Origin of the sequence: Cytobacillus sp. NCCP-133 (genome assembly GCF_026011715.1) — a bacterium.
Classification (GTDB): Bacteria; Bacillota; Bacilli; order Bacillales; family Cytobacillaceae; genus Cytobacillus.
The window spans coordinates 55070-79792 of sequence record NZ_BRVM01000013.1; the positions used below are offsets into that span (position 1 = coordinate 55070).

Here is a 24723-nt window from a genome sequence, read left to right on the forward strand (position 1 = left end):
TTATCCATATTAATTTGCTGTATTGAGGGCTTCGCGCACCCACTTGTTTGTATCATAAGCAGTGCGGCGCAGGCTGAGACGCTCGTTGGATTTTGGTCCATTATTTTTGATAATATTCTTGAATTTGTTCCAGTCAGGCTGTTTGTACACCCAAAGATTTTTTTCCTGGTCAAAATACATCGTTTCATCCGGGAGTGTAAGACCAAGCGAAAGAACACGCGGAATATACTTTGTAAAGAAATCCTGTCTTAGATCTTCGTTGGTCTTTGTACGGATTTTATACTTTATGGTTATATCCTGTTTCGAAGTGCCAGTAGTTGAAGCATCACCTGGCCCGAAGAACATTAAAAGAGCCTCCCACCAGCGGTTCACCGCATCCTGGACCATCACTTTTTGCTTTTCGGTACCCTCAGCCAAGGCCATGATAATGGCTTCACCATGTTGGGCATGGAAGACTTCTTCAGCACAAATCCTTTTTAGTGCCCGGGCATATGGTCCGTAAGAGGCATTCAGCATATTGGTCTGGGTGATGATTGCCGCACCATCGACCAGCCAGCCGATCAATCCTGCATCTCCCCATGTTGGTGCCTCCATATGGAAGACATTATGAAACTTAAGTCTGCCGCTAAATAAATCCTGCATGATATCTTCCCGCGTTCTGCCAAGCGGCTTCATCAAATCCTCTGCAACACGGAGCAGCAGCTGCCCATGCCCCATTTCATCCTGAACCTTTGCCATAATGCCAAGCTTTCTTTTTAATGAAGGAGCTTTAGGAACCCACTCTTTTTCAGGCAGGGCCCCCATGATTTCACTAATGCCATGCATGCTAATCAATTTAATCAATGTCATCCTGTAATCTTCCGGCATCCAGTCATCCGCTTCTATTTTTTCGCCTACTTCGATGCGTTTCATAAAATGAGCATATTTTTGTTCGTCTGTCCATTCTTGATATAAAGTTGCTTCAGACATAGAGTTCACCCCCAATGAAATAAAATTGTTTCTCTTCAGGTAACTGCATTTTCCTTTAAGCGATTCACGATCCGAACAGCTTTGCCTTCCGACCTTGGCAAGGTCTTCGGCGGATGGATTTCTAGTGCTATGCTGATAAAGCAATGATGTTTTAGCATTTGCTGGATCTTCTTTTTTACCAATTCGGGCTGAACCATATTTCGATAAAAGCCGTCGCTCCATTCACATTGAAGCTCCAATGCTTTTAAACTTCCTTTTTGAGTGACATGAATTTGATAATGAGGTGCGAGCTCTTGAATCCTAAAAATGCACCGTTCAATTTCGGAGGGGAAAACATTAACCCCATTTATATTGAGCATGTCATCTATCCGGCCTTTCACATGGCTCATTCGTATAGTCGTCCTGCCGCAGCCGCATTTTTCTTTTGATAGTGATGCAATATCGCCTGTACGATAACGAATAACCGGGAAAGCTTCCTTTGTTAAGCTTGTAAATACCAATTCGCCTTCCTCGCCACTTGGAAGCGGTTTCATTTTTATGGGATCAATCACCTCGGCATAAAAATGATCTTCTGCAATGTGCAGCCCATTCTGTGCCTCATGACATTCCATGGCTACTCCTGGCCCCAGAACTTCACTCAGCCCATAAATATCACACGCTTTAATGCCAAGTTTTCTTTCAAGGGTATGCTTCATCTCTTCTGACCAGGGTTCAGCACCGAAAATGCCATATTTTATAGATGTACTTGCTGGGTCTATCCCTTGCTCTTCCATCTTTTCAGCAAGATTCAAGATATAGGAAGGAGTTCCGCAAATGACTTCTGGCTCAAAGTCTTGGATCAGCATAATCTGCCGGTCAGTATTTCCGCCTGAAATAGGGACCGTGGCCATTCCGAGCTGTTCGCTCCCATAGTGAAGGCCCAAACCACCTGTAAAAAGACCATACCCGTAGGCATTATGCAATGTTTGGCCCGGAAGTCCTCCCCCAATCGTGATCGCACGGGCTATGAGAGTGCTCCACATTTGAATGTCTTTCCTTGTATATCCCACAACAGTCGGCTTTCCGCTTGTTCCAGAGGAAGCATGAAGGCGAACGATTTCTTTTTTCTCCACGGCAAAAAGCCCGAATGGGTAATGTTCACGCAGATCTGCTTTAACGGTGAATGGCAGCTTTTGAATATCATCCAGGCTGTTAATATCCTCAGGTGTAATATTACTTTCCAAAAATTTTTTCCGATAAAAAGGGACTTTGTTAAAAACACTGTTCACTGTCTGCTTGAGCCGGCCCAACTGCAATTCTTCAATATAACCGCGGCTTTCCGTTTCAATATTATGCAGAATCAAAGCAAAACCTCCCACACTAATTATCATACTAAGATAATTAATTATATAACGTTTATATATCGTTATATTTAATATGTGTCATATATTTAACACAAAGATACCTTGTAAATAGTAAAAAGTCAACTTATTTTCTGAATATTTACTAATTTAATTTCTATGGTGTATAAAATGACCCATTGGAAATTTGTTCGCAAAAAAGCCCGCGGATTTGCGGGCTTCTCATTTTATTGCCACTCCTTTAATTTCCTGGCAATGCTATCTTTCCATTGTGAAAGAAGAGTCTCTTCACCTTTTGATGTCTTTTGTTTTTGCCACTCGTTATAGCTGGCTATAGAAATAAGAAGAGAGCCCGTTAATAAGAGGTATGCCCACCATGGGAGGTTTCCCCCATAAGGCCTCGTCTGCAGCATAACGTTCAATAATAAAACGCCCGATCCTACAAAGAAATAGGATTTAATCCGGTAAAAAGTTCCAGCAAGCACTGAGGCTAGTGATAGCGTTCCAACGATAAGCGCATCGTATACCGTGTTGCTTGCAAGCCCATCCTGTACCAGCAGCATTGAAACAATAATGAGGACACCCCATTGCAGCCGATGTGTTACTTTGCAAAATCGATCTTTGAGAATTTTCTTTGCAAAAATAATGAGAGAAACGAGCGGCAGCACATATAGTTCACTTGTGAACAAAACAGGCACCTCAATATTCCGCAAAATTGCATAATAAGGTTCCAATAACATGACACCAGACAACAGGATTGGAATCCATGAAAATTTTTCAGACAATCTCTTACGCTGCATCCTTGTTCAATACCTTACGGAAAAATTTAAAGTTTATAAATTGGATTTTTTACGGAAGTCTTAACTTTATGAACAAGCTTATGGGGTATTGAAGATAAAAATTATTTTATAAAAATAAAGGTAAAATTAGTTAATTAAGGAAAAATTAATAATTCCAGGAGCAAACAAGTTTATAAACTCCAGCTATAATCCTAGATAAATCAGCATTTTATACCCCTGCTAAACATTCAAAAAAAATCCTATTATTATAGCTGATAAATAATGAAATAACAATTCTATCCGAAAAATATTTTTTCCCTTATATTATTCTAGAATTTATTTTCTATTACGGAGGAATCACCTTTGAAAAAACTGCACATATTATTAACTGCTATTCTATTAATCGGTTTGTTCCCTGCTGCAAGCTACGCAGCTCCAACCGAAGAAGATTTGGCTGAATTCCTGGAAAAAGTCAATTGGACTGAAGCAGAGCTTAATGATCACCTCGAATATTTTTGGGATGTAAGCGTAGAGGATTTTGACACAGCGGAGGAATTAATCGCTTTCCTTGGTGAACCGATTACTGAAGAAAACCTGCAGCAATTATTGGATGACTATGGATTTGCTAACGAGGAAGAATTAATAGCACTTCTGGTGGAAAATGGAGAAATGGAAGCGAACGAAAATGTTCGTGACGTTTTTAAGTACATTGATGCACTGAATATAACAACCTCATTCCTAACATATACAGGCACGGAGATTAACGATGAAACGCTTAAAGTGCTCCTGGACGAATATGGGCTTACTCTTGAAGAACTGCATGCATTGCTAAAGGATAATGAGGATTCTTTGGAAAACTACGATTATATTGAAGACCTTGATATCATGGTTTCTATTTATCTAGGTGCAGAAGAAATGCCTGGAGAAGACGAGCTTACACAAATGCTTGCTGATATTGGCCTTACTGATGAAGAACTTGAAGCATTAATGATGCATTTTATGAGTCTGGATTTTGAAGACCCTCCACTGCTTGACAAAATGATGGGCCTTGAAAGCCGCTTAATGGCATTCGGCCATTTTGAGAGCGCTGAGGATTTGACTGAGGAAGAAATCGCTGAACTGATCAGCGTCATGCAGGAAATGATGGACCTCTTCCAGCTTGATGCAGAATTTTACTTGGTAAATAATAGTGGTGAAAAAATTCACTTAACTACCGAAGAAATGATGATTTTGGAAGAAACAAATGGCTATGACCTGCTAATCGAGCTATATAGCACTCAAGGTGAATTCCTTGCTGATATGATTATTACTGCTGATATGTTCAGTTCAGAATTGATTGAAGACACAGTAAGTGATCTGAATCAGGCGGAAACTGTTATTAACAAACAGGAGCCTGCTAAAGCAATGCCAGCTCCTAAGAGCATAAAAACAGTTAAAGGCGGCAAGCTGCCAAATACCTCAGGTAATTATGCAGAAGGTATTTTAGCAGGTATGAGCTTAATTGCTTTAGGCGCATTTATCATCCGTAAACGGAAAGTGAAATCTGCGTGAACAGACTTTTAAAGGTTCTTGGAATTGCTGTTATCATGGTTGGAATATGGCTTATCTTTTTTTATAGCAAGCCCTTTTTCACTGCCTATAAAACGACTGCAATTACCGATCAAAAACCGATCGAACAGAATAACACGCAGCCTGTACCAAAAGGGATGAAAGCAGAGGCAGCTTCTTTGTATCCGGAACTTCCTGCTATCGGAGAAGAGATTGGGATACTTTCCATACCCAAAATTTCTGCAAGCCTTCCTATTTTCCATGGAACTGACGAAGATGAACTGGAAAAAGGGGTTGGCCATTTCGCAGGGAGCGTTCTTCCTGGCGAGCCTGATAATTCTGTCCTGTCAGGCCATCGAGATACCGTATTCCGAAAGCTGGGCGAAGTAGCAGTAGGGGACTTGCTTGTGGTAACCACTTCTGCTGGTGAGTTTACCTATAAAATCCGTAAAGTAAGAATAGTAGAAGCCGATGATCGAACAGTCATCGTACCTAAGCCTAGAGCAACTCTCACGGTGACTACCTGTTATCCTTTTGATTTTATTGGGGATGCACCACAGCGTTATATTTTAGTTGCTGATTTAGTGAGAAAGTAGAATTACTACTGCTGTTAGCGGGCAATAATACAGGAAGGCCTTTCTCAAGGCCTTCCTTTTATTCAGTAATCGTTACTAATTTAACGTCAGCAAAATCAAATCGGTGGTATTGATCTTCAGAATCTGTCATTTCAACGAACCCCTCAAGATCCTTTATTTTGCCAATCACCTCAGATTTGTTTTCTGCTTCAACAACTTCAGTAACTTTTACATCTTTTTCAAAAGTATAAATAATTTTAAACGAATTCATGTAGTAAAACTCTCCTTTCGTCGTTTATCTTCCCGGCAAATGATGCGATTAAACTCCTCATTAAATAAATGCCGAGATGCGACACTTTACGCAGCAAATTGCTAGCAAACGCTATCACTCTGCTACTCGACAAATATCAATTAATATCTACATTATGATACGTATTTTGGTCTATACTTCCGATAAACAGACAATTTTTACCAAGCGAAAATAATAATAAACGGTGCATGGCTCTGGTACAAGCCGTATAAAAAAGCTTTCTTTCCCTTTCCTTTCTGTATTCTGATGCATCGAAAATGATCACTGCATCAAACTCAATGCCCTTTGCAAGATAGGATGGTATAACGATGATTCCGCCTTCAAAGGAACCCGTACCTTTTTCGATTAGCCGCACATTTACCATTTCCTTTAAAATTGAAAAAGCTTCTAGGCTTTCCTTGGCAGTTTTACATATTACTGCTATCGATTGATGTCCCTCATTTTGCAAAGATTCAATTTCTTTCTGCAGCTGGACATTCCTCACTTCTTTATCCGCTGCTTTTATCACAACAGGCAGATCTCCATTTCGATTAAATGCTTCAATCTTTTCTCCGCCCGGAATGATGCCTCTTGTAAATTCCACGATTTGCCTGGTTGAACGATAGCTTTTCATGAGGAGAAATGTTTCTTTTTCATTTTCCTCAACAGTCTCGAAAATGGTCGAATTGCCTGCCTGCTGCAAATAAATGGCCTGATTTATATCTCCAAGCAATGTCATTTTGCTAAATGGGAAAAGTTCACAGATATAGGCAAATTGCAACGGTGAATAGTCCTGTGCTTCATCAATAAATACATGCCTGATGGATGTATTTGATTTCTTTCCTTCTATCTTATCCTGTATATACAAATATGGGGCTGCATCTTCATAAGGCATTTGAGCGCTGCTTATTTTCATGATGGTTTGTTTGCTTATTTCCTCCCAGTTGTCAGCAGATCCATCCATACCCTTATAAAAACCCTCGTAAATAGCAGGCATATCCAAGAATTTATATTGCTTTATTTTTTTCTTAACCGGTTTAAACGCTTTGCTGACAACCATTTTTGCCAGATATTTTTCCTCCATCTCCTGGTCATCAAAAGTATACTCTTCTTCTCTTTGTCTTCTTTGGTGCTGTTTGAAAGCTTCCAAATAATCTTCTTTATCCAGGTACCCAATCGCTTTCTCTACCCATTCCTTTTTTCGCTCGCGTTTTTCCTGCTGCCTGATCTCGGCCAGAAGCCATTCCTGAATGAGTTGAATCCGATTGGGAATTGAAAAGGAGGAATCAAGAGAATAAAATTGTTCCGAAATTTGCCTGCTTTTTATTAGAACTTTATCTTTCAAGGAGATATCCCTGAAAACAAGGCCCTTGTCAGATAGAGTAAGCAAATATTGATCCATCCTTTCTTTAAAGTTTAAATCTGCCTTTAATGCGATTCCTGTCATTCTTATTTTTAAATTTTGATCATCTTCAGAAGTAAGGATTTCTTCAAGTTGTGTAAACGGATCTTCTACTTGAAAATCATTTCCTAGCCGATGTGTTAAATATCCCTGGAAGGTCGTTTGTCTCATGCTTTCTTCTCCCAGCTCGGGTAGGACTGTTGCCACATAGCTGTTGAAAAGAGGATTAGGTGAGAAAAGCATGATATTTTCAGAGTTTAAAGTTTCCCGGTATCTATATAGCAGGAATGCTGCACGCTGAAGTGCGGCGGATGTTTTTCCGCTGCCTGCAACTCCCTGTACAACAAGAATTTTGCTTCTTTCATTTCGGATAATTGCATTCTGCTCTTTTTGGATGGTTGCGACGATACTCTTCATCTGAGAATTAGCCTGATTTCCTAGCACTTCCTGAAGAAGCTGATCTCCAATTGTAACTCCGGTATCAAACATTCCTTCAATAACACCATTTCGAATGATAAATTGCCGCTTCAACGTCATTTCTCCATGCATCCGTCCGATAGGTGTCCGATATTCGGCTGCACCCGGTGAATAATCATAATAAAGGCTTGAAATCGGAGCCCGCCAATCATATATGATAAAATTTTCATCCTTCTCATCCATAAGGGAAGCAATGCCTAAATAAATGGGCTCTATTTCACTCTCACCTTCTTCTTTAAAGTCAATTCTCCCAAAATATGGCGACTTCTCAAGACGGTTAAGCACTTTTATCTGTTTATCTAGATGCCCCTTTATTCTTTCACGTTCGGAGAGCAATTCTGCCTGCTGCTTAATGCTTGTAAAAGTCTCAATAACATCATCCGGTTCATCGAGATTGACTGTTACATCATCCCAAAACGTTTGCCGTATCTCCCATACATGAGCTCCCACATTCTGAGTCTTTTCCAAGTAGGAACTTATTTTAAACTGGATTAGATCGACAATTGAATTTACTCTTTTTTGTTCTGCAGCTTTGTTTTGCATCTCACTCATAAAACCACTCCCCGAAAAAAATTGCGGCCATTTTATTGACACTGTCAAACCAGATGTGATATGATTAGAGTAGATAATATTATTCATTTTTTGTGAACAATTGAAATAAACCGCGTTTTTTGATTTTAACATGCAATCGATTTTTTCACAACGTTTTTATCTAGAAATTCTTAAATTTAACCCACCTGTTTACATAATATTATTATGTAAAACAATCTCATCTAAAAAAAGGAGTCCAGCATTAATTTAATGTGGACTCCTTTTTACAAATCTATTCACCTAAATCAACATTATGATAAACTCGCTGAACATCCTCTAAGTCTTCCAGCGCATCAATCAGTTTTTCGAATTGTGCCTGGGCATCCGGATCCAGTGTCACTTCATTTTGAGGAAGCATTGTCAATTCAGCGACCGTATACTCCAAAATGTCTGCCGTTTTAAAAGCTTCCTGAACTGCGTGAAATTGATCAGGCTCTGCATAGACAATGATCGTACCATCTTCTTCTAATATATCACGGGCATCAACATCCGCTTCCATTAAAATTTCAAGCACTTCTTCTTCTGACTTGCCTTCCATTCCAATAACTGCTGTTGAATCAAACATATAGGATACTGATCCGCTCACTCCCATATTGCCGCCATTTTTCCCGAAGGCAGCACGCACATTGGAAGCTGTACGGTTAACGTTATTTGTTAATGCATCAACAATAACCATAGACCCGTTTGGCCCAAACCCTTCATAGCGAAGCTCATCATAATTTTCTTCTGCTCCGCCTTTTGCTTTTTCTAATGCACGGTCGATGATATTTCTTGGTACATTATATGTTTTTGCACGTTCAAGCACAAATTTTAAAGCTTGGTTTGCTTCTGGATCAGGCTCGCCTTGTTTGGCCACAACATATATTTCAAGTGCAAACTTGGAATATATACGGCTCGTATTCGCGTCCTTTGAAGCTTTCTTCTCTTTAATATTATTCCATTTACGGCCCATATGTCCCACTCTCTTTCAACTTTGGATCTATCAAAATGTAAAATATTATGTAATTCTTCTGCACTTAGAAGAACTCATACTACATTATTATACATCAAATAGCGGGACATTTTCGAGTATATGTTTTTTATCCTTTTAAATTAGAAACCAATAAAGTTCAAATTTAAGTTTCATTTCTACGGCCGGAAATGCCATCTGTCCATCTTCCTTTCCTCTTATTTCGTCACACTAAATATTTCATATGTAATCATAATCCTGCCTCCCCACTTTTAGCAATACATTTTTGTGAATTTTCGAAATAAAAAACCTCTAAAAATAAGAGGTCAAGCTAATTGTTATTAAACTGCTTTTGAAGATGATTTGCCCTCCATCATGAGGATTGCTTCTTCATTATTAGCAATCTTTGTTAATTGCGCATCATGCCTTTGGTGTATTTGATGAATCTCTTCACTTAACATTTGCTTTAGTGCAGTCTCTTTCATAATCTCCAAAAAATCCTTCATTTCTTCCCTTTGGAAAGAGTCCAATTTTTCAACGATTTCTTTTATATCTGTCAAATCAATCTGGTTTACCATGACACGGTGTTCAATGCTATCAACTTTCTCCAGGCGGTCTAATCTATGCTCAAGTGTCTTTACATTTTTATCAATTTGGATCAGCTGATTCTTAATGTCCTTGCTGCTTTCCAGCAGCTGTTTTAGTAGCTCCTCCATAATGATCTCTCCTCGTCTTTTTTTTAGACTCATTTTATCATCGGCATTTTGCTAAAAGCTGTGGATATTTCGTTACAAATGTATCGAAATGGAAAAGATCAAAAAAAGAGACACAAATGTGCCTCTAATTTGACGTTAATATTTGCTCCAGCGTTTTTTGAATCTCTTACCCTTCTTTAAAAGATATATAAACTTTACTTTTAGAAAAAACTGTTTTTATTTTCATTCAAATGCCTGACCAATGAGCCACTCGGCGACTTCGTGTAGGTAATATCAACAATTTTTAAGAGAACAGCGAAAGAAAACATTAGGGGGAGAATGTATTTGTTTGATTCTATCTGGTTCACTATGGTTTCTTGTGCTTTTTTTATGGGTATGGTTGCCTGGGTTTCTTATTTAAAAACGAAAGCAAAAGTCAGCAATTCAGATGGATACTTTTTGGCAGGCCGGGGATTGACAGGAAGATTTATTGCTGGCTCTCTGTTATTGACACTTCCGCCCAGATATTTTGGAAGCAGGTAAACAGCCATAACCCCAAAAAATTGAATTCAATTGGATCTAGTGAGGACTCTGTACCATTTGGAACCTTTTTACCGGCATGATCTATGCGAATTTATTTTACTGGTCCGCCAACCAATATGTGATTCAGCGGACATTAGGGGTCAAAAACCTTGCCGAGGGCCAAAAAGGTGTCTTAGTATCGGGCTTTTATAAACTTCTTGTTCCTGTGTTCATGTTGATTCCTGGAGTAATAGCTTTTCATCTTTATGGAGATTCCCTAAGATCAGTTGATCTTGCCTATCCTGCATTAATTTCGGAGATTTTGCCTGGATATTTGTCAGGTTTTTTCCTTGCCGTCCTCCTTGGAGCTGTTTTCAGTTCATTTAACTCTATATTAAACAGTGCTGCTACCTTGTTTGCTCTTGATATTTATAAACCCCGTATTAATCCAGAGGCTAATGACCAGAAACTGATTTCTGTCAGCAAATGGTTTGGAACTTTGCTGGCAATTGTTTCTTTATTCATTTCCCCTATGCTAATGAATGCTTCAGAAGGATTATGGGATTTAATCAGGAGGTTTACAGGTTTCTTTAATATTCCAATTATTGTGATTGTTCTTGTGGGCATTTTCACAAAATTTGTTCCGGCAATTGCTGCCAAAGTCATCATCGTCTTTCATGTCATAACCTATTACATGCTAGTATGGGGAGCGGACCAATTATTCGGTTTCACAGTTCCTATACATTTTATCCATATCTATGCCATCCTGTTTGTGATCGAAGTTACATTAATGCTGGTCATTGGAAGAATCAAGCCTAGAAAATATGTTTACCAGTTTAAAACTGTCCCAAAAGTAGAGATGATCCCATGGAAATATGCACTTCCCATTTCGGTTATTCTTCTTTCTGCTGTTGCTATTGCCTATGTAACCTTCTCTCCGGCCGGCCTGGCATATAAAAATGGGATTGTATCTCCAGTATATTGGACTATCATCGGAGGAATTATCATAATCACAGCAGCAATTTCCTGATCGCACAAAGATTTTGGTCCATAAAATATGAAAACTATTTGAAAAAGCAAAATCCAGATGTCATTGAAAGCAAAGGAAGGAAAACAAATCTTCATTCTGTGTATGTAGAATAGGTACAGCCAATACAAATCTCCAGCTATAAAAACTGGAGATTTTTCGTTTTCTTTTCCAAACAAAGCTACATTAAATTTTTTTGGTCCAATATACTGGCCAATATATGGATAGAAAATGAAAAAATGGCAACCATAAGGATAACAATACTCTTGGAGGTGTGATCGTTGAACCTGGAAAAGGATATGCAGTTTGAAATTAAGAGTTGCTTCGCTCCGAATCTTAGCCGTTCCCAAACCCTTAAAATATTGGATGTAACACCAAACAGCATAGTGATTCAAATGGATCGCTCCAGCGGCCGGGGAGTTTTTCCTGCAGAAAGCTTTCATTATTGGATTAAAAGAGGCTCGCTTATCAAGCTGAATGGCCAACATAGAAGAACATCTTAAAACGCTGGTTTATAGCCAGTGTTTTTTGTTTGCCTGTTGAATTTCAATCATGAAGCTCGCTTTTAAGTATCGGTCATACCGCTGCTCGGTGCATAGACTGTTTATTAACCAAACCAGCAGGACTGGATCAAAAGGTATGTGCAGGTTTAACATAGCTTGTTTAATATATAAACATGAGTAGATTCAGGAAAAGCATTGCTTCTTTTGAAGCCATAAGCTATGTAAAATCGATCAGCTTCATCTGTGTCTGTATGCAGAACAATTTGGTCAGTTAGCAATGGCCTGCTCAGCATTCAGGCAATATTCTAATTCCCTAATCAAAGAAAAACCGGCTCTTTAACTCGAGCCGGCCCCTTTCATTATCGTTCACAGGCATAATTGTCTTTATCCCGATCATGATTTGAGTCATATGCTGGATGTGTAGATGGCACACCATTCGGATAAACCTTTCTTAATTCGGTACAATTTTGATAAGATTCGGATCCTGAAGAAGCCGAATCACTAGCAGTGGAATTGGTCCCCGAACTTGCTCCGCCTGGAGTGCTTGAAGATCCTGAGCTGGATGAGGAACCGCTAGAACTGCTGCTTCCGCCGGAGGAATCCAAATCTCCCCTTGTCGTTCCTTCTTTTCCATATGCCCAAAGTCCTTTATTTTCTTCCCTTGCTTCTCTGCTAAACTTTCTAAAGTATTCACTATATTTTACATCCGGGTTATAGGTAGATGGTTCGGCATAACCATTTAAAACTAGCTTTGCGTTAAACATTTTGGTTCGTATCTCGTTTTCATCCATATCATCTACCGGGATATCGAGCCAAATGATTCTCAGAAGACGGCCGTATCGGTCTGTATCTGAAACATCTTTTTGCATCCAGACTTGTTTCCCTGTCAACTCGGATGTGGTATATCGGCTGGCCTCTTTACCGTAATCTTCAATTCTTGTAGTCGATTCCGGTGTATTGACGCCAATCAATCGAACTTTTCTTCCATCTGATGTTTCAATCGTGTCTCCATCGACTACTCTGCCAACTATTATCAGCTCAAGACCAAAGCTTGCAGCTTTCTGTTCCTCTTCCTGCTTCTGTTTTTCTTCTTCTTTCTGTTGTCTATCTTCTTCTGCCTTCTCTGCTTCTAATCTTGCTTTTTCTTCAGCCTGTTTTTTTTTTCCTCTTCTTTGGCCTTTTCTTCAGCCAGTTTTTCTTGTTTTTGTATTTCTTGTTTAGCATTTTCGTCTTCTTTAGCTTTTAGCTCTTCGTCCTTCTGTTCTTCCTGTTGAGGTGTATCCTCTATTTCCGGTTCCACTGCCGTTTCGCTTAAAAATCCAGCAGCCAATGCAACGGACAAAAATAGTCCAGCTGCCATTACCCATCCGGACTTATTAAAATTTGTTTTAGATCGGTGATACTGACTGCTTAAATATAAACCAACTAAAAATATCACTAATCCGGTTAAAGCAGCTGGTGAAACAATGGTCAAAAGCAACATAAATAATATTGCTATAGTACTAAAAACCAATCTTACAGCCTTCACTCAATCATTCTCCCCTATTAAAAATTTTCCTTTGTAAGTATATCGTAAATCTGCTTTATACTTTTATCCAATTTATTCCATAAAACAAATAACACCAATTCCCTTTCGAATTGGTGTTATCGAAAATAAAACACAGGATAAGCTATTTCATTTTCCCGAAAATTTGTTCCTGCAGCCTTCTGCCTGTCGGAGTAGCTGCCAAACCGCCTTCTGCTGTTTCCCTAAGTGCAGACGGCATGGTCTGGCCGATCTGGAACATCGCATGAATCACTTCATCACAAGGGATTCTGCTTGTAATCCCTGCCAGTGCCATGTCAGCTGCTGTCATAGCATTTGAGGCACCCATCGCATTTCTTTTAACACAAGGAACTTCGACTAGTCCGGCAACCGGATCACAAACCAGTCCCAGCATATTTTTCAAAGTGATGGCCATTGCTTCAGCTGCCTGACTAGGTGTTCCCCCAGCCATTTCCACGATGGATGCAGCAGCCATCCCACTTGCTGAACCAACTTCTGCCTGACAGCCGCCAGCTGCACCTGAGATGGATGCATTATTCGCTACAACAAACCCGAATGCTGCTGAAGTAAAAAGGAATTCAATCATTTCTATACGAGTAGGATTCAGTACTTCTTTTACTGCGAAAAGCGTACCAGGAACAACTCCGGCAGAACCAGCTGTCGGTGTGGCACAGATCGTACCCATTGCAGCATTTACCTCATTTGTTGCAACCGCTTTACTGACCGCATCTAAAAGAATATGGCCGGATAATGCTTTTCCGCTTTTAATATATTTTTGCAGCAGAACAGCGTCTCCTCCGGTCAATCCCGTAACAGATGTCACTCCATTTAGGCCACGCTCCACTGCCTGTTCCATAACTGTCAGGTTACGGTCCATCTTTTCAAAAATCTCCTCGCGTGTCCGGCCAGTAACCTCTATTTCCTGCTGAATCATAATTTCAGCGATTTTCACACTTTTATTTTCAGCGAGCTCAACAAGCTCTGCGACATTTCTGAATAGCATAAGTCTTTCCCTCCTGATGCCCAGCATCCTAATCATAGAAGCATAAAAAGTCCGGAATACAGCTGTCTAATACTGAGCCAGCCTTCCATGCTCTTTCTTGTCTTACTTTTTTCCTATTAATCTACCATCCTGATAATTTGCGTAATATTAGGAAGCCCTTCCAGTTCAGCTATTACATGTTCATCAATCTTCTGATCGACTTCAATGACCATAATCGCCATCTTACCTTTTTCTCTGCGGGAAACCTCCATATGCCCAATATTAATTTGGTGTTTTGATAAGATATTCGTAACAGCAGAGATTACCCCGAACTGATCATTATGCACAACGAGAATGGCTGGATGTTCACCAGACAATTTCAGTTCGAAAGAATTCAGCTCCGTTATTTCAATCGTACCGCCGCCGATCGAAATTCCAACAAGCTCAAGCTCCCGATCTCCTTCATTCAGCTTGATTCTTACGGTATTAGGATGGTCTGTCACTGTATCCTCTACAATAAAAACCACTTCAATCCCTGCCTTTTCTGCTAATTGCAGGGCAGATGGAATACGCTCATCGAATGTATCAAAATCAAGAATTCCGCCAACAATCGCCACATCCGTTCCATGGCCTTTGTATGTCTTGGCGAAAGAACCGTATAAAGAAATCTCCGCTTTAGCTGGCGGCTTTCCAAAAAGGGTGCGGGCAACACGGCCAATTCGAGCAGCACCAGCTGTATGTGAACTTGATGGCCCAATCATCACAGGACCGATAATATCAAACGCAGATCTATATTTCATTTTATGTGCCCCTTTACTATAATGTTGAAATTCTATTTTTTAGCGGCAAAATTTAATTGTATCAGCTTTTTCATATGAATAAAATCATTTATCTACTGTGCCAAAGCTGATTATATTCCAAAAGAAAAAACATGCATTATTTTTGCTCTATAGCTGCTTCAGGATGAAGTTCATTGATAGTCCTGATTTTTTGAAGATAGTTATAGATTGTAAATTTTGAGACACCCAAAACGGAGGCTACATAATCCGTGGCTCCTTTAATGAGAAAAGTCCCTTTATCCTCAAGCTGCCGCACACATTCCACTTTTTCATCAAGCGTCATCAGTGAAGGTGCCTTTTTGAAACCTTGAAGAACCTGGTCAACCATTTCGTGAATGACATCCTGTACGGTGTTAAAGAAGTTTTCCGATTTGGCATGGTGATCATCAAACCTGATGAACTCCTCTATCTCTCCGCCAAATTGCATGAGAAGGCTAATATCGTAATTCAGGCACAAAGCACCTATAACTTTATGTTCATCATCACGTAGAAAGATCGTGGATGATTTCATTACATTGCCTTTTTTTGATTGTGTTTTATAATTGGCTATATCATTAACATCGTTTTCGTACTTGGCTAATTCATTTAAAACAAGATCTGTAATGGGAGATCCAATTTTCCTGTCCGTTACATTACCTGCTATATGAATAAGCGATTTTTTTAAGTCGCTGAAATCGTGCACTGCCACTTCGCAGCGTGAACCAAACATTCTGACAAGCATATCGGCAGTCCGGATCGCCAAATCAAAAACTGTTTTATGGCATTCCTTCAATTTCTGTCACTTCCTTCTGAAATTGCTTACATTATTATACTACTCTATATTTCTCAATAATTGAATCATACCATAAAAAGAAAAAAATTAAAATAAAATTTTAATAGCTACAAAAAATTTGTAGAATAATAAAAATACCGCATCACCATTTGGCTGCGGCATTTTCACATTTACACATTTTTCAAAACAAGATTTAGCCTATTCACACGCTCGCTTTTTTCTTCATCTGATGCAAGGTCAAACTTCTTCAATAAATGAAAAACTTCGTTAAGTAAATCCTGTGTATGCTCTTCTTTAAAAAAAGATTGAAATAGCGGTTTCATCTCATCTGGCAGGAATGGTTCCTGCTGTTCGAATTTCTTTTGTACATCTTCCAATGAATGATCCAATTTGCATTCGCTCATCTTTATCCCTCCTGAATTTCTGCCTTTTTTTATGTTTTACATTTCGGCACATAATTCTATTTTACCTTCCTCCACTCGTATTAAAACATCTGCATGGATTCTTCAGACTTTTTAAATATAATAGAAGTAATTGATTAGAAATGAGTGAGTTTTTTTGAAAAAACTATCCCTAAAATTAGGTTTGCTGTTTTTCCTGATTCTTTTTGGGCTTGAAACGTTTATGTTTTTCTTTTTACATAGTACGCTTGTTGAATCGCGTGTGGAGGAAGAGCTTATCGCCCTGCAGACAAGAGGGAATTCTCACCGTGCCATCCTTGAAAGACATTTTGACGAAAACACTATATCCCATGTAGCCTTAATGGAATCTGAAGCAAATACTGATGTAGTTATTACGAATAGAAGGAAAGAAATACTCGGTTCTTCTGTAAAAAACAGTTTAATCAAAGGTTATATAGAAAATGCCACCTCTTCCGTCCCCAGAGAAGGGCAAACGATCGTGGATAAATGGCAAGAAGAGAAATTTATCGTTACAGTCAGCCCAATAGAACAGGATGGCAAGCAAATCGGCTTTGTTTATATGTTTCAGGATACAGCATGGATTCAATCTCTGATTTCCCGATTGAATGAACAATTCCTATTTGCTGGATTCATAGCTGTCATTTTTACCATTACCATCATTATCTTTTTATCAAAAGCATTGGCAAAACCCTTAGTTAAAATGAAAGAAGCAACTTCACAAATCAGCAAAGGGGATTTTTCCGTTTCCCTTCCAAAAACAGGAGACGATGAACTTGGGGACTTGGCCCAATCAATTCAACTATTGGCCAATGATCTGAGCTACCTAAAGGAAGAAAGAAGCGAATTTTTATCCAGCATTTCGCACGAACTTCGGACTCCCCTTACTTATATCAAGGGATATGCCGATATTGTTCAAAAACGAAACTTGAGTGCAGAAGAAAGGAATCAGTATTTAACAATTATCCTGGAAGAAACTAACCGGTTATCAGAAATGGTTAAGAACCTGTTTGATCTGGCTAAAATCGATAAAAATACATTTGATATTAAGAAAACACCAATTGATCTGCAGGATTTTACCAGAAAAATAACGGCAAAGTTTACACCAGCTTTCATCGAAAACGGGATGAAGCTTGAGGTAAAGTGTTCAGATGCTATATTCCTGCATGCAGACGCAGCCCGTCTTGAACAGATTATTTTTAATCTTTTAGATAATAGCTTAAAGTACTCCTCTCCAGGCGATAAAACATATGTAGCTGTTGAGAAACATAAAAGACAAGTCGTCATTCGGGTCAAAGATACAGGAAAAGGTATACCCGAACAGGAATTGCCTTATGTTTTTAATCGTTTTTACAGAGTCGATAAATCCCGTACAAGAGCACTTGGCGGGACAGGCCTAGGACTTGCGATTGTAAAGGAGCTTGTCCACGCCCATGGAGGAACCATAAGTGTTAAGAGCACAGAGAATAAAGGAACTGAATTTAAAATGGTCTTTAAGGGAGATATTGATTGATGAAAACAATACTACTGGTTGACGATGAAACAAGAATGCTTGATTTAATTTCATTATATTTAACGCCGCGCGGATATAACTGCGTTAAGCTAACTTCAGGTGCGGATGCTTTGTTATATCTGGATTCCCATTCAGCAGAGCTCATTCTTTTGGATGTCATGATGCCTGAGATGGATGGCTGGACAACATGCAGGGAAATTAAGAAGTTTTGGGATATCCCAATTATCATGCTCACAGCCAAAAGCGAGAAGCCGGATATCGTTAAGGGACTTAATATCGGAGCAGACGATTATATCTTAAAACCCTTTGACGAAGAGGAGCTGATTGCTAGAATCGAAGCGGTATTAAGAAGAAGCAAAGCAGAAGGTAAGACATTAACTTTTAAAGGACTAGTATTGAAAGAGGACTCATTTGAACTTTATTATAAAGAAAAAGAAATCCTTTTGACTCCTAAAGAATTTTCCATGCTAAAGCTGTTTCTCGCTAACCCAAACAAAGTATTCTCCCGTGAGCATTTAATCAGCTCTGTTTGGGGCTATGGGGTATCAATTGAAGATCGCACAATCGATTCACATGTCCGTAATCTACGGGAAAAATTGCGGAAAGCCGGTTTCCCTGCAGATAATTTTCTGATGACCGTCTGGGGTGTTGGATACAAATGGACTGGAAAGGAATAAAGGATGTTTGCTGAAATTCTTGGCTGGCTGTCTGGACAGCCTATATTGGCCGCACTATTCAGTATATTAATGAACATAGCGGTAGCCATAACAGGAGTTCTTCCCAGTGCCTTTATAACAGCCGGCACTGTTGCCTTATTCGGATTTAAAACGGGATTAGTCCTTTTAATTATTGGAGAAGCAGCTGGAGCAGTCGTAAGTTTTATTCTTTACCGCAAGGGTCTCTCCAAGCTTCTCTCCAGAGTGCCACAATCGAATAATAAAAAAAGGAGCTACTTGCTTAATCTAAAAGATGCTAAAGGTTCCAATGCCTTTTTTATTGTTATTTTTTTAAGAGTCTTACCCTTTGTTCCATCAGGAGCAGTGACGCTCACTGCCGCAATCAGCCAAATGGGCCTGCTGTCATTCAGCATAGCCAGCACACTTGGAAAGGTTCCTGCTTTAATTATTGAAGCTTACACGATTTCCCACGCACTTACAATGAAAATCGAAATACAAATCATCATTATCTTTTTGGCTGCTGGAATGTTTTTATTGCATTTTATATGGAAAAGAAGAAGCAAGTAAAGGACAGCGTTTTGCTGTTCTTTTTTTCTTGTCATTAGGGCAAGCCCCGAAGTGATATACATAGTAAGAGCGTGAATCTGGCATTAGAAGGAGGATTAACATGATACTTAGAGCAATGGATTTAAGCCTTATGGCTGAACATTTGAATCTTCATAAAGACGTTATCTGTTCGAGCGCAAATGTTCAAAGCCATATCTTTTCACAAATTTATGAAAAAAAGCTTACATACTAGCCATGTAAGCCCTTTTAAGCGATTTATTTATTGTTTACTCAGCTGGGGAAAGTTCACTTTCTGTAACCCACATGTGATTTTTAACTTCCTGCCCATCTGATGTAGTAAAGTCAATCATATATACAGTCATTTCCTGTACTGAGTCAATTTCAGCAGTTGCTCCTTCCATGCCTTCCATATGTGAGGCTTTTAGTTTCACCTCGTCATCTTCTTTGAAAGGTTCTTCACCAGCATCAGCAATTTCCTGATGGACAACCCATTTATGATCTTCGACTCTTTCTCCACCTGTTGCTGGAGTATAAGAAACCGCATAAACTGTGGTGTCATAGGCACCAGCTATTGTGGCTTCGGCACCTTTCATGCCTTCCATATGTCCATCTGTAATAATGGCTTTGCTGCCGACATCATATTTCGGATTTTCTGCTTCTTTTAAACCCTCCGGAACCTCACCAGTGCCTGAATGGTCCATACCTGAGTGATCTCCTGCGTGTTCACTTTCCTTTGAGCTTTGTTCTGTATTTGCAGAATTACCCCCATTATCTTCAGGACTTGCTTCCTCTTCATTACCTGCGCAAGCTGATAGTAATAGTATAGCTGTTAATGCAAAGATACCAAAAAGAAAACTTTTGATGCTATTCATTTTGTAACCTCCTTCATTTGTTTTCAATTATGGCAATAAAATGTGCAGAAAATAAGGAACAAACTTTGTTGCCTATCCTATTGTCCAGTAAGCCATGGTATCCAAAACTCCCAGGAAAAATATGTATTATTTATAACACGAAAATAAGGAGAAAGTGAGGAGATAAACCATAACATTAAAAAACAGGCACTCATCGGTGCCTGCTTTTATCACTTGCTGTTATGAAGCCATTTTGCGGCATTCCTCTGCACACTTAAAGCATGCTTCCGCACATTTTTGACAATGATCGTGATCATGCTTCTTGCATTCATTACCGCAGGCTTCACAAATTTCTGCACATAAACTGCAAATTTGCTTGGCAAATGGACTATTGGATTGCATAGATTTAGCTGCAAAAGCACATATATCTGCACATTCCCTATCCAAACGGATACAGTCTGCCATCATCTTAACGTTCTCTTCACCAAGGCATGCATCATAGCACACATTACAGGCTTCCATGCATTCCAGACAAGCCTGAATGCATTGTTCATATGACTGATTATACATTTTATCCCTCCTTGAGATTTCTCACATTATTAATCTACCCCGGCATCTTTTTAGTAAACTGCATGTTTTCTGCATACTTTTTAAGAAAAGTGTCCGAAAATTATGAAACGGAATGAGGAGATCCCCATTCCGTTTCCATTTATTTAAGATTGCCAGCCTCTACCATTAGATCCCAGCTGCTCCCGCCATCTTCTGTAAAGAAAATATTTCCGTTAAAAGTAGTGAAAGTCATTTCTTGTTTATTTTTGGGGTTTTGTGCAAAATACATGACTGCATCTTCCTTCATTTTCGGCAGCGGAATTTCAGTTTCCACCCCATCATCGAGCGAAAGCTTCACCAATCTGGGAGTGCCATCCTGATAAGATCCATATATCAAACTTTCATTTGTAAAGAACACAGATGTGCCTTGGCCACCATTTGTTATTTTTTCAAAATGGCTGCCTTTATCCTCTGATAGATAAATTCCCTGCTGTCCTGCAGCCGCCAGGTAATCCGTCTTTTGAGGATGAACAGCAACACTGATTATTTCATCCTGAAGTCCATTGGCATTCATTTCCTGCCATGTATCAGTATTGTTTTCACTCAAATAAAATTTCTCAGCTTCCATTAAAGAGTTGCCGTGCGGGTTCTGAACAAAAATTGCTTTATTTTCATACCCGACTCCCATAATATGAAAATCAATCTCTCCTTCTAATACTAAGCTTTCGAGAGTTTGTCCGTTATCGGTGCTCTTTTGAATACCAATTGGATTGGGAAGATCAGAATCCTCGCCTGGATGTCCGCTGGAATAAAAACCGTCTTGTGTAGCATTGAATCCCATATAATCATTGTTTTGCTTTTTTGTTTTAAACCATTTGCCATCTTCAAATACTTTCAAGCCATCATGAGCTGCATAAAAAGGTGCTCCTTGATCCCCTGCATATCCCACGCCATGTATGTGATCGATTTTCCCATTAAACGGTTCAAAAAATTCATTACTTGCTATAGCCATTTTATCTTCTGTTTGTTTCTCACTTTCGGTTTCCTCATCCTTTCCAGACTGTTCCACGACTTCTTTTTCTTTGTCTGCCGATTTCGGTTCTTCATTTTGGCTGCATGCAGTTAATCCAATTGTTAGTCCGGCAGCTGCCACAATCAATAGCATTTTCAACTTTCTCACTCCATCATTTCTGATTTTTAGCTTTTGCTGTATAGATGTCAAACATATTCAAATATATCTGTTTGTATAAAAACAACAAGAACGCCACCTTTTTTCCTAAGACCTTGATTCAGTCTAAGAGTACATTAAAATTATGCAAAAAGTGTGCACGAGTCATTCTAATGAAAGTTCAGCGAACAGTAGGACTTCTTTCTGATCCTCTTTCCTATATTGTTTTTGAATGCTTTAATGCACCCGGACTCCCTCGGCAAGGGAAATAAAAGACCGAAACCCTGTTTCAATGCTTCCGCTTCTATAAACATATTCAACTAAAGACCTTACAGATATTTTTATCTTTTCGTGCATTGAACCGGCTCCTTACAATGACTGTGTCTCCATTATAGCACGTACGTTCTGAGTTAGAGAAACATTTGCAAAATCGGGATTCACTATTCTCCTCCTAAAGTACTGTTTATTTTTTGTTGGAAAAATTCATGATATTAGACCAAGCAACCTCGGTTCCTCCTCATATTTTAATAAGTGAAGGAGGGATCAATCATGTATCAATTGGCTTTATTGTATTTAGCATGTATGCTGGCTGGCTATGGTTTGACAATGGTGCCTGTTACTGCAGTTATTACTTCTGGTATTACCAGCTTCTTCACCATTGTCGGCGGTCTTGCAATGATAATTTTTGGCCTGGCCACTCTTTACCTTGGCGTAAAAGCTTTACTTGGAAGATAGAGTTACAGTAACGCTGCATCGGCTATTCGCCGATGCTTTTTATTTAGGCAAAGTTGCTTAGAATTAGTCCCATCCATAAAAAAACAATAAAAAAGCCAGACTGCACTAGTCTGCTGCAGATTGGCTTTATTTAAAAACTATTCAGAAGGGAAAACCTGAGGCGATGCGAGTTCAATTCCATTTTTATAAAAAGTTTCCGCAATTCCATGGCGGAGACGGCTTTCAAATTTCTGCTTCGCTTCGAAATGGGCAACAGGCACTTCAATAAGAAAATCCATAGCCCTATTGCGGAAGTCAACAAACCGGATATCCGGCGGGGGAGAGAGTAAAACTCCTTCCGAATGGGGTATTTCTCTTTCTACTATCTCCATTAAAAGTGCTTCTACCTTTTCAGTATCCGTTCCATAGGCCACACTGATCATTACCTGTGACAGCATTTCCGAACCGGTCCGATTCTTAATGATTTGCTCGATGAAATATTGATTGGGTACAATCAGCATTCCTTCTTTTGCAGTCCGGACAATCGTAGACCTCAAACGTATGCTTTCAATTTTTCCAATCTTATTATTGATTTCAATCACTTCTCCAATTTCAACCGGCCTTTCAAATAGGATGATAATACCAGAAATAAAGTTACCTGCAACATTTCTCAGCCCAAAACCAATCCCTATCCCAAGGACCCCTAATAAAGCTGCAGCAGCGCTTAAATCGATCCCAACAGTCGTTAAACTCACCGCAAGTGCTGCTATCATAACTGTATAATATATCATACGATTTAAAGAGTAGCCTAGGCCCCTGTCGACTCCGTAAAATTCATATACAGAGGTCAGCACATATTTGGTTACTATTTTGACCAGCCGATGTGCAAGCGATACGGTTAGAAACGCTACCATAATCAAATAGAGCGTTACTTCAACTTCACCTGCAGTAAATAAAGTATAAAAAATCCACTCTTCCTTCGAAAAATAAAACAGAAAGAGAATAATGATTCCATAGAAAGCAGCCCAATTTACAAGCGAAGCAACTCCCTGCAAAATGCGCTCGGTGTGAATGGACTTTTTCTGTCCTGTCTTATCCAGAACCGCATTGATCGTCCATTTTGCTGCTAAAATGGCGCTGCTGAATAAAAGAAATAAAGCAGCCTCCTGTATCGTTACATTTTTAATAAAAAACAATGATCTATCCCATTCTGCCATTAACACTCACCTAATTTAATTTCTGATGCTATACGTATTCCTTCTTTTTTGCCTAATTAAACAGATATGTATAAGCAAAAGAGATGTTTAACAATGATAAAAAAAGGAAAGTTGATGATTATATTATTTTATAAGGTTGTGGAACGTGAATGTGGATGAACAAACCGTTTTTCAAATATGCAACAGGCATTATATTAGTTTTGATCATTATTTTTCTCCTGGGCAAAATTGATTACTTTCTGTGGCCATTCCGGGCTTTGATTGCTTCGATTTTTTTCCCCATAATGCTTTCAGGTGTACTTTATTACCTATTAAGGCCTCTGGTAAGATTGTTATCTAATGGATTACCCAGAACAGCCAGTATCTTCGTTATCTTTGCTGCATTCATAGGGTTAGGATATTTAGTCTTTCAATTTATGGGCAATACTGTTGGCAGCCAAATAACAGAGCTCAGCGATAATTTGCCTGCTAAAATGCAGGAGCTATCAGAAGAAACAGAAAAAGTTGTTGAGAAAAATAATATGGGTATGGTCTCATATGACAATTTAAAAAACAGAGTATTAAACTTTTTAAAATCTCTTTTATCTGGTGCTGGGGAAAATATTATGAACGTATTCTCCACGATTACGAGCATTGTAACGGTATTAGTCGTTGTTCCTTTTATCCTTTTCTATTTTCTTAAAGATGATTATAAGCTTAGACCATTTCTTTTAAAATATCTTCCTGATAAACATGAGGAAGAAGGAAATAGAATACTTGGGGATATAGATAAGACGTTATTTTCTTATGTTACAGGACAGTTTATTGTCGCCGTTGTCGATGGTGTCCTAATGTATATTGGCTATTTGATTATTGGTCTGGAGTATTCTTTAATTTTAGCTATATTTGCCATGTTTCTGACCGTTGTTCCTTTCCTTGGGCCTATTCTGGGAATCATTCCGGCCATTTTTATTGGATTAATGCAAGGTCCTGGAATGGTCTTTAAAATTTTTCTTGTTCTGATTGCTGTACAGCTGCTAGAGAGCAATCTGGTGTCCCCCCATGTAATGGGAAAAAGACTGAACTTGCACCCCCTAACAGTCATCATTATTTTAATGGTTGCCGGTTCTCTTTATGGATTTATCGGAATCCTTATTGCGATCCCTGTATACTCAATCATAAAAGTAATCGTGAAGGACTTTAGAAAATTTTACAGACTTAGAACTCGGGAAAGCATTCTGTCTGAAGAATAAATAGAGCTGGA

The 24723-nt window shown here is 39.0% G+C and carries 28 protein-coding genes; 11 read left to right on the forward strand and 17 right to left on the reverse strand.

Going from position 1 to position 24723, the window contains the following annotated elements:
• Nucleotides 1-9: 9 nt before the first annotated feature.
• The 3 genes from paaA to NCCP133_RS15100 all read right to left on the reverse strand — a co-directional run bounded on the left by paaA (nt 10) and on the right by NCCP133_RS15100 (nt 3094).
• On the reverse strand, nt 10-969 hold the full coding sequence (gene paaA / locus NCCP133_RS15090; RefSeq protein WP_264805889.1) for a 1,2-phenylacetyl-CoA epoxidase subunit PaaA: 960 nt from the start codon (nt 967-969) through the stop codon (nt 10-12).
• A gap of 35 nt (nt 970-1004) precedes the next feature.
• A complete protein-coding gene (locus tag NCCP133_RS15095; RefSeq protein ID WP_264805890.1) occupies nt 1005-2312 on the reverse strand; it encodes a phenylacetate--CoA ligase family protein in 1308 nt (435 codons plus the stop codon).
• Between the two features lie 224 nt (nt 2313-2536).
• Nucleotides 2537-3094: a hypothetical protein gene (locus NCCP133_RS15100; protein ID WP_264805891.1), complete on the reverse strand. Its 558-nt coding sequence runs from the start codon at nt 3092-3094 to the stop codon at nt 2537-2539.
• A 357-nt stretch (nt 3095-3451) separates the two neighbouring features.
• Here NCCP133_RS15100 and NCCP133_RS15105 point away from each other — a divergent pair, with 357 nt between their 5' ends.
• Nucleotides 3452-4639 carry a processed acidic surface protein gene (locus tag NCCP133_RS15105; protein WP_264805892.1) on the forward strand — a complete coding sequence of 396 codons (1188 nt, stop codon included), beginning with the start codon at nt 3452-3454 and terminating at the stop codon, nt 4637-4639.
• Nucleotides 4636-5232, forward strand: coding sequence for a class D sortase (locus NCCP133_RS15110; RefSeq protein WP_442874276.1), 597 nt, complete (start codon nt 4636-4638; stop codon nt 5230-5232). Before NCCP133_RS15105 ends, NCCP133_RS15110 begins: the two co-directional genes overlap by 4 nt.
• 58 nt (nt 5233-5290) lie before the next feature.
• Here NCCP133_RS15110 and NCCP133_RS15115 read toward each other — a convergent pair whose 3' ends face one another.
• The 4 genes from NCCP133_RS15115 to NCCP133_RS15130 all read right to left on the reverse strand — a co-directional run bounded on the left by NCCP133_RS15115 (nt 5291) and on the right by NCCP133_RS15130 (nt 9635).
• A complete protein-coding gene (locus NCCP133_RS15115) occupies nt 5291-5482 on the reverse strand; it encodes a hypothetical protein (RefSeq protein ID WP_264805893.1) in 192 nt (63 codons plus the stop codon).
• A 136-nt stretch (nt 5483-5618) separates the two neighbouring features.
• Nucleotides 5619-7931 carry an RNA polymerase recycling motor HelD gene (gene helD, locus NCCP133_RS15120; protein ID WP_264805894.1) on the reverse strand — a complete coding sequence of 771 codons (2313 nt, stop codon included), beginning with the start codon at nt 7929-7931 and terminating at the stop codon, nt 5619-5621.
• 271 nt (nt 7932-8202) lie between these two features.
• A complete protein-coding gene (locus NCCP133_RS15125) occupies nt 8203-8922 on the reverse strand; it encodes a YebC/PmpR family DNA-binding transcriptional regulator (protein WP_264805896.1) in 720 nt (239 codons plus the stop codon).
• 338 nt (nt 8923-9260) lie between these two features.
• Nucleotides 9261-9635, reverse strand: coding sequence for a hypothetical protein (locus tag NCCP133_RS15130; RefSeq protein WP_264805897.1), 375 nt, complete (start codon nt 9633-9635; stop codon nt 9261-9263).
• Between the two features lie 324 nt (nt 9636-9959).
• Between NCCP133_RS15130 and NCCP133_RS21900 the strand changes: the two genes are divergently transcribed.
• From NCCP133_RS21900 to NCCP133_RS15140, 3 genes are all read left to right on the forward strand, one after another.
• On the forward strand, nt 9960-10157 hold the full coding sequence (locus NCCP133_RS21900) for a hypothetical protein (protein ID WP_309298075.1): 198 nt from the start codon (nt 9960-9962) through the stop codon (nt 10155-10157).
• A gap of 76 nt (nt 10158-10233) precedes the next feature.
• Nucleotides 10234-11166, forward strand: a complete 933-nt coding sequence (locus tag NCCP133_RS15135; RefSeq protein ID WP_309298076.1) for a sodium:solute symporter family transporter — start codon at nt 10234-10236, stop codon at nt 11164-11166.
• A gap of 278 nt (nt 11167-11444) precedes the next feature.
• Nucleotides 11445-11666, forward strand: coding sequence for a hypothetical protein (locus NCCP133_RS15140; RefSeq protein WP_264805899.1), 222 nt, complete (start codon nt 11445-11447; stop codon nt 11664-11666).
• 359 nt (nt 11667-12025) lie between these two features.
• Here the strand turns inward: NCCP133_RS15140 and NCCP133_RS15145 are convergent, their stop codons facing one another.
• The 6 genes from NCCP133_RS15145 to NCCP133_RS15170 form a co-directional block, all read right to left on the reverse strand.
• The gene (locus tag NCCP133_RS15145) at nt 12026-12637 is read right to left on the reverse strand and encodes a thermonuclease family protein (protein ID WP_264805900.1); all 612 of its coding nucleotides are present in this window, start codon (nt 12635-12637) and stop codon (nt 12026-12028) included.
• A gap of 158 nt (nt 12638-12795) precedes the next feature.
• Nucleotides 12796-13194: a hypothetical protein gene (locus NCCP133_RS15150; protein WP_264805901.1), complete on the reverse strand. Its 399-nt coding sequence runs from the start codon at nt 13192-13194 to the stop codon at nt 12796-12798.
• Nucleotides 13195-13336: 142 nt separating this feature from the next.
• Nucleotides 13337-14215, reverse strand: coding sequence for an L-serine ammonia-lyase, iron-sulfur-dependent, subunit alpha (sdaAA, locus tag NCCP133_RS15155; RefSeq protein ID WP_264805902.1), 879 nt, complete (start codon nt 14213-14215; stop codon nt 13337-13339).
• Between the two features lie 116 nt (nt 14216-14331).
• On the reverse strand, nt 14332-14994 hold the full coding sequence (gene sdaAB / locus NCCP133_RS15160; protein ID WP_264805903.1) for an L-serine ammonia-lyase, iron-sulfur-dependent subunit beta: 663 nt from the start codon (nt 14992-14994) through the stop codon (nt 14332-14334).
• Nucleotides 14995-15130: 136 nt separating this feature from the next.
• On the reverse strand, nt 15131-15805 hold the full coding sequence (locus NCCP133_RS15165; RefSeq protein ID WP_264805904.1) for a helix-turn-helix transcriptional regulator: 675 nt from the start codon (nt 15803-15805) through the stop codon (nt 15131-15133).
• 170 nt (nt 15806-15975) lie between these two features.
• Nucleotides 15976-16209 (reverse strand): hypothetical protein, encoded by a 234-nt coding sequence (locus NCCP133_RS15170; protein WP_264805905.1) that lies wholly within the window; start codon nt 16207-16209, stop codon nt 15976-15978.
• 154 nt (nt 16210-16363) lie between these two features.
• On the opposite strand from NCCP133_RS15170, the gene NCCP133_RS15175 reads away from it, so the two are divergent.
• The 4 genes from NCCP133_RS15175 to NCCP133_RS15190 all read left to right on the forward strand — a co-directional run bounded on the left by NCCP133_RS15175 (nt 16364) and on the right by NCCP133_RS15190 (nt 19213).
• Nucleotides 16364-17737: a sensor histidine kinase gene (locus tag NCCP133_RS15175; RefSeq protein WP_264805906.1), complete on the forward strand. Its 1374-nt coding sequence runs from the start codon at nt 16364-16366 to the stop codon at nt 17735-17737.
• On the forward strand, nt 17737-18414 hold the full coding sequence (locus NCCP133_RS15180) for a response regulator transcription factor (RefSeq protein WP_264805907.1): 678 nt from the start codon (nt 17737-17739) through the stop codon (nt 18412-18414). Before NCCP133_RS15175 ends, NCCP133_RS15180 begins: the two co-directional genes overlap by 1 nt.
• A gap of 3 nt (nt 18415-18417) precedes the next feature.
• Nucleotides 18418-18981 (forward strand): TVP38/TMEM64 family protein, encoded by a 564-nt coding sequence (locus NCCP133_RS15185; protein WP_264805908.1) that lies wholly within the window; start codon nt 18418-18420, stop codon nt 18979-18981.
• A gap of 100 nt (nt 18982-19081) precedes the next feature.
• On the forward strand, nt 19082-19213 hold the full coding sequence (locus NCCP133_RS15190) for a hypothetical protein (protein ID WP_264805909.1): 132 nt from the start codon (nt 19082-19084) through the stop codon (nt 19211-19213).
• Nucleotides 19214-19247: 34 nt separating this feature from the next.
• Here NCCP133_RS15190 and NCCP133_RS15195 read toward each other — a convergent pair whose 3' ends face one another.
• From NCCP133_RS15195 to NCCP133_RS15205, 3 genes are all read right to left on the reverse strand, one after another.
• Nucleotides 19248-19853: a YdhK family protein gene (locus NCCP133_RS15195; protein WP_264805910.1), complete on the reverse strand. Its 606-nt coding sequence runs from the start codon at nt 19851-19853 to the stop codon at nt 19248-19250.
• 219 nt (nt 19854-20072) lie between these two features.
• Nucleotides 20073-20402: a four-helix bundle copper-binding protein gene (locus tag NCCP133_RS15200; protein WP_264805911.1), complete on the reverse strand. Its 330-nt coding sequence runs from the start codon at nt 20400-20402 to the stop codon at nt 20073-20075.
• Between the two features lie 139 nt (nt 20403-20541).
• Nucleotides 20542-21546: a F510_1955 family glycosylhydrolase gene (locus NCCP133_RS15205; RefSeq protein WP_264805951.1), complete on the reverse strand. Its 1005-nt coding sequence runs from the start codon at nt 21544-21546 to the stop codon at nt 20542-20544.
• Nucleotides 21547-22098: 552 nt separating this feature from the next.
• Here NCCP133_RS15205 and NCCP133_RS15210 point away from each other — a divergent pair.
• Entirely contained in the window at nt 22099-22284 is a 186-nt protein-coding gene (locus NCCP133_RS15210; RefSeq protein WP_264805912.1) for a hypothetical protein, read from the forward strand.
• A 137-nt stretch (nt 22285-22421) separates the two neighbouring features.
• Here NCCP133_RS15210 and NCCP133_RS15215 read toward each other — a convergent pair whose 3' ends face one another.
• Complete coding sequence (locus tag NCCP133_RS15215; RefSeq protein ID WP_264805913.1) at nt 22422-23480, reverse strand: mechanosensitive ion channel family protein; 1059 nt, start codon at nt 23478-23480, stop codon at nt 22422-22424.
• A 149-nt stretch (nt 23481-23629) separates the two neighbouring features.
• On the opposite strand from NCCP133_RS15215, the gene NCCP133_RS15220 reads away from it, so the two are divergent.
• Nucleotides 23630-24712 carry an AI-2E family transporter gene (locus tag NCCP133_RS15220; RefSeq protein ID WP_264805914.1) on the forward strand — a complete coding sequence of 361 codons (1083 nt, stop codon included), beginning with the start codon at nt 23630-23632 and terminating at the stop codon, nt 24710-24712.
• The last annotated feature ends 11 nt before the right edge of the window (nt 24713-24723 follow it).

Bases quoted from the DNA above. Each gene is read 5' to 3' on its own strand.
- paaA (WP_264805889.1), bottom strand. From the start codon at position 969: ATGTCTGAAGCAACTTTATATCAAGAATGGACAGACGAACAAAAATAT.
- NCCP133_RS15115 (WP_264805893.1), bottom strand. From the start codon at position 5,482: ATGAATTCGTTTAAAATTATTTATACTTTTGAAAAAGATGTAAAAGTT.
- helD (WP_264805894.1), bottom strand. From the start codon at position 7,931: ATGAGTGAGATGCAAAACAAAGCTGCAGAACAAAAAAGAGTAAATTCA.
- NCCP133_RS15125 (WP_264805896.1), bottom strand. From the start codon at position 8,922: ATGGGCCGTAAATGGAATAATATTAAAGAGAAGAAAGCTTCAAAGGAC.
- NCCP133_RS15130 (WP_264805897.1), bottom strand. From the start codon at position 9,635: ATGGAGGAGCTACTAAAACAGCTGCTGGAAAGCAGCAAGGACATTAAG.
- NCCP133_RS15135 (WP_309298076.1), top strand. From the start codon at position 10,234: ATGATCTATGCGAATTTATTTTACTGGTCCGCCAACCAATATGTGATT.
- sdaAA (WP_264805902.1), bottom strand. From the start codon at position 14,215: ATGCTATTCAGAAATGTCGCAGAGCTTGTTGAGCTCGCTGAAAATAAA.
- sdaAB (WP_264805903.1), bottom strand. From the start codon at position 14,994: ATGAAATATAGATCTGCGTTTGATATTATCGGTCCTGTGATGATTGGG.
- NCCP133_RS15170 (WP_264805905.1), bottom strand. From the start codon at position 16,209: ATGAGCGAATGCAAATTGGATCATTCATTGGAAGATGTACAAAAGAAA.
- NCCP133_RS15180 (WP_264805907.1), top strand. From the start codon at position 17,737: ATGAAAACAATACTACTGGTTGACGATGAAACAAGAATGCTTGATTTA.
- NCCP133_RS15185 (WP_264805908.1), top strand. From the start codon at position 18,418: ATGTTTGCTGAAATTCTTGGCTGGCTGTCTGGACAGCCTATATTGGCC.
- NCCP133_RS15190 (WP_264805909.1), top strand. From the start codon at position 19,082: ATGATACTTAGAGCAATGGATTTAAGCCTTATGGCTGAACATTTGAAT.
- NCCP133_RS15195 (WP_264805910.1), bottom strand. From the start codon at position 19,853: ATGAATAGCATCAAAAGTTTTCTTTTTGGTATCTTTGCATTAACAGCT.
- NCCP133_RS15200 (WP_264805911.1), bottom strand. From the start codon at position 20,402: ATGTATAATCAGTCATATGAACAATGCATTCAGGCTTGTCTGGAATGC.
- NCCP133_RS15205 (WP_264805951.1), bottom strand. From the start codon at position 21,546: ATGCTATTGATTGTGGCAGCTGCCGGACTAACAATTGGATTAACTGCA.
- NCCP133_RS15210 (WP_264805912.1), top strand. From the start codon at position 22,099: ATGTATCAATTGGCTTTATTGTATTTAGCATGTATGCTGGCTGGCTAT.
- NCCP133_RS15215 (WP_264805913.1), bottom strand. From the start codon at position 23,480: ATGGCAGAATGGGATAGATCATTGTTTTTTATTAAAAATGTAACGATA.
- NCCP133_RS15220 (WP_264805914.1), top strand. From the start codon at position 23,630: ATGTGGATGAACAAACCGTTTTTCAAATATGCAACAGGCATTATATTA.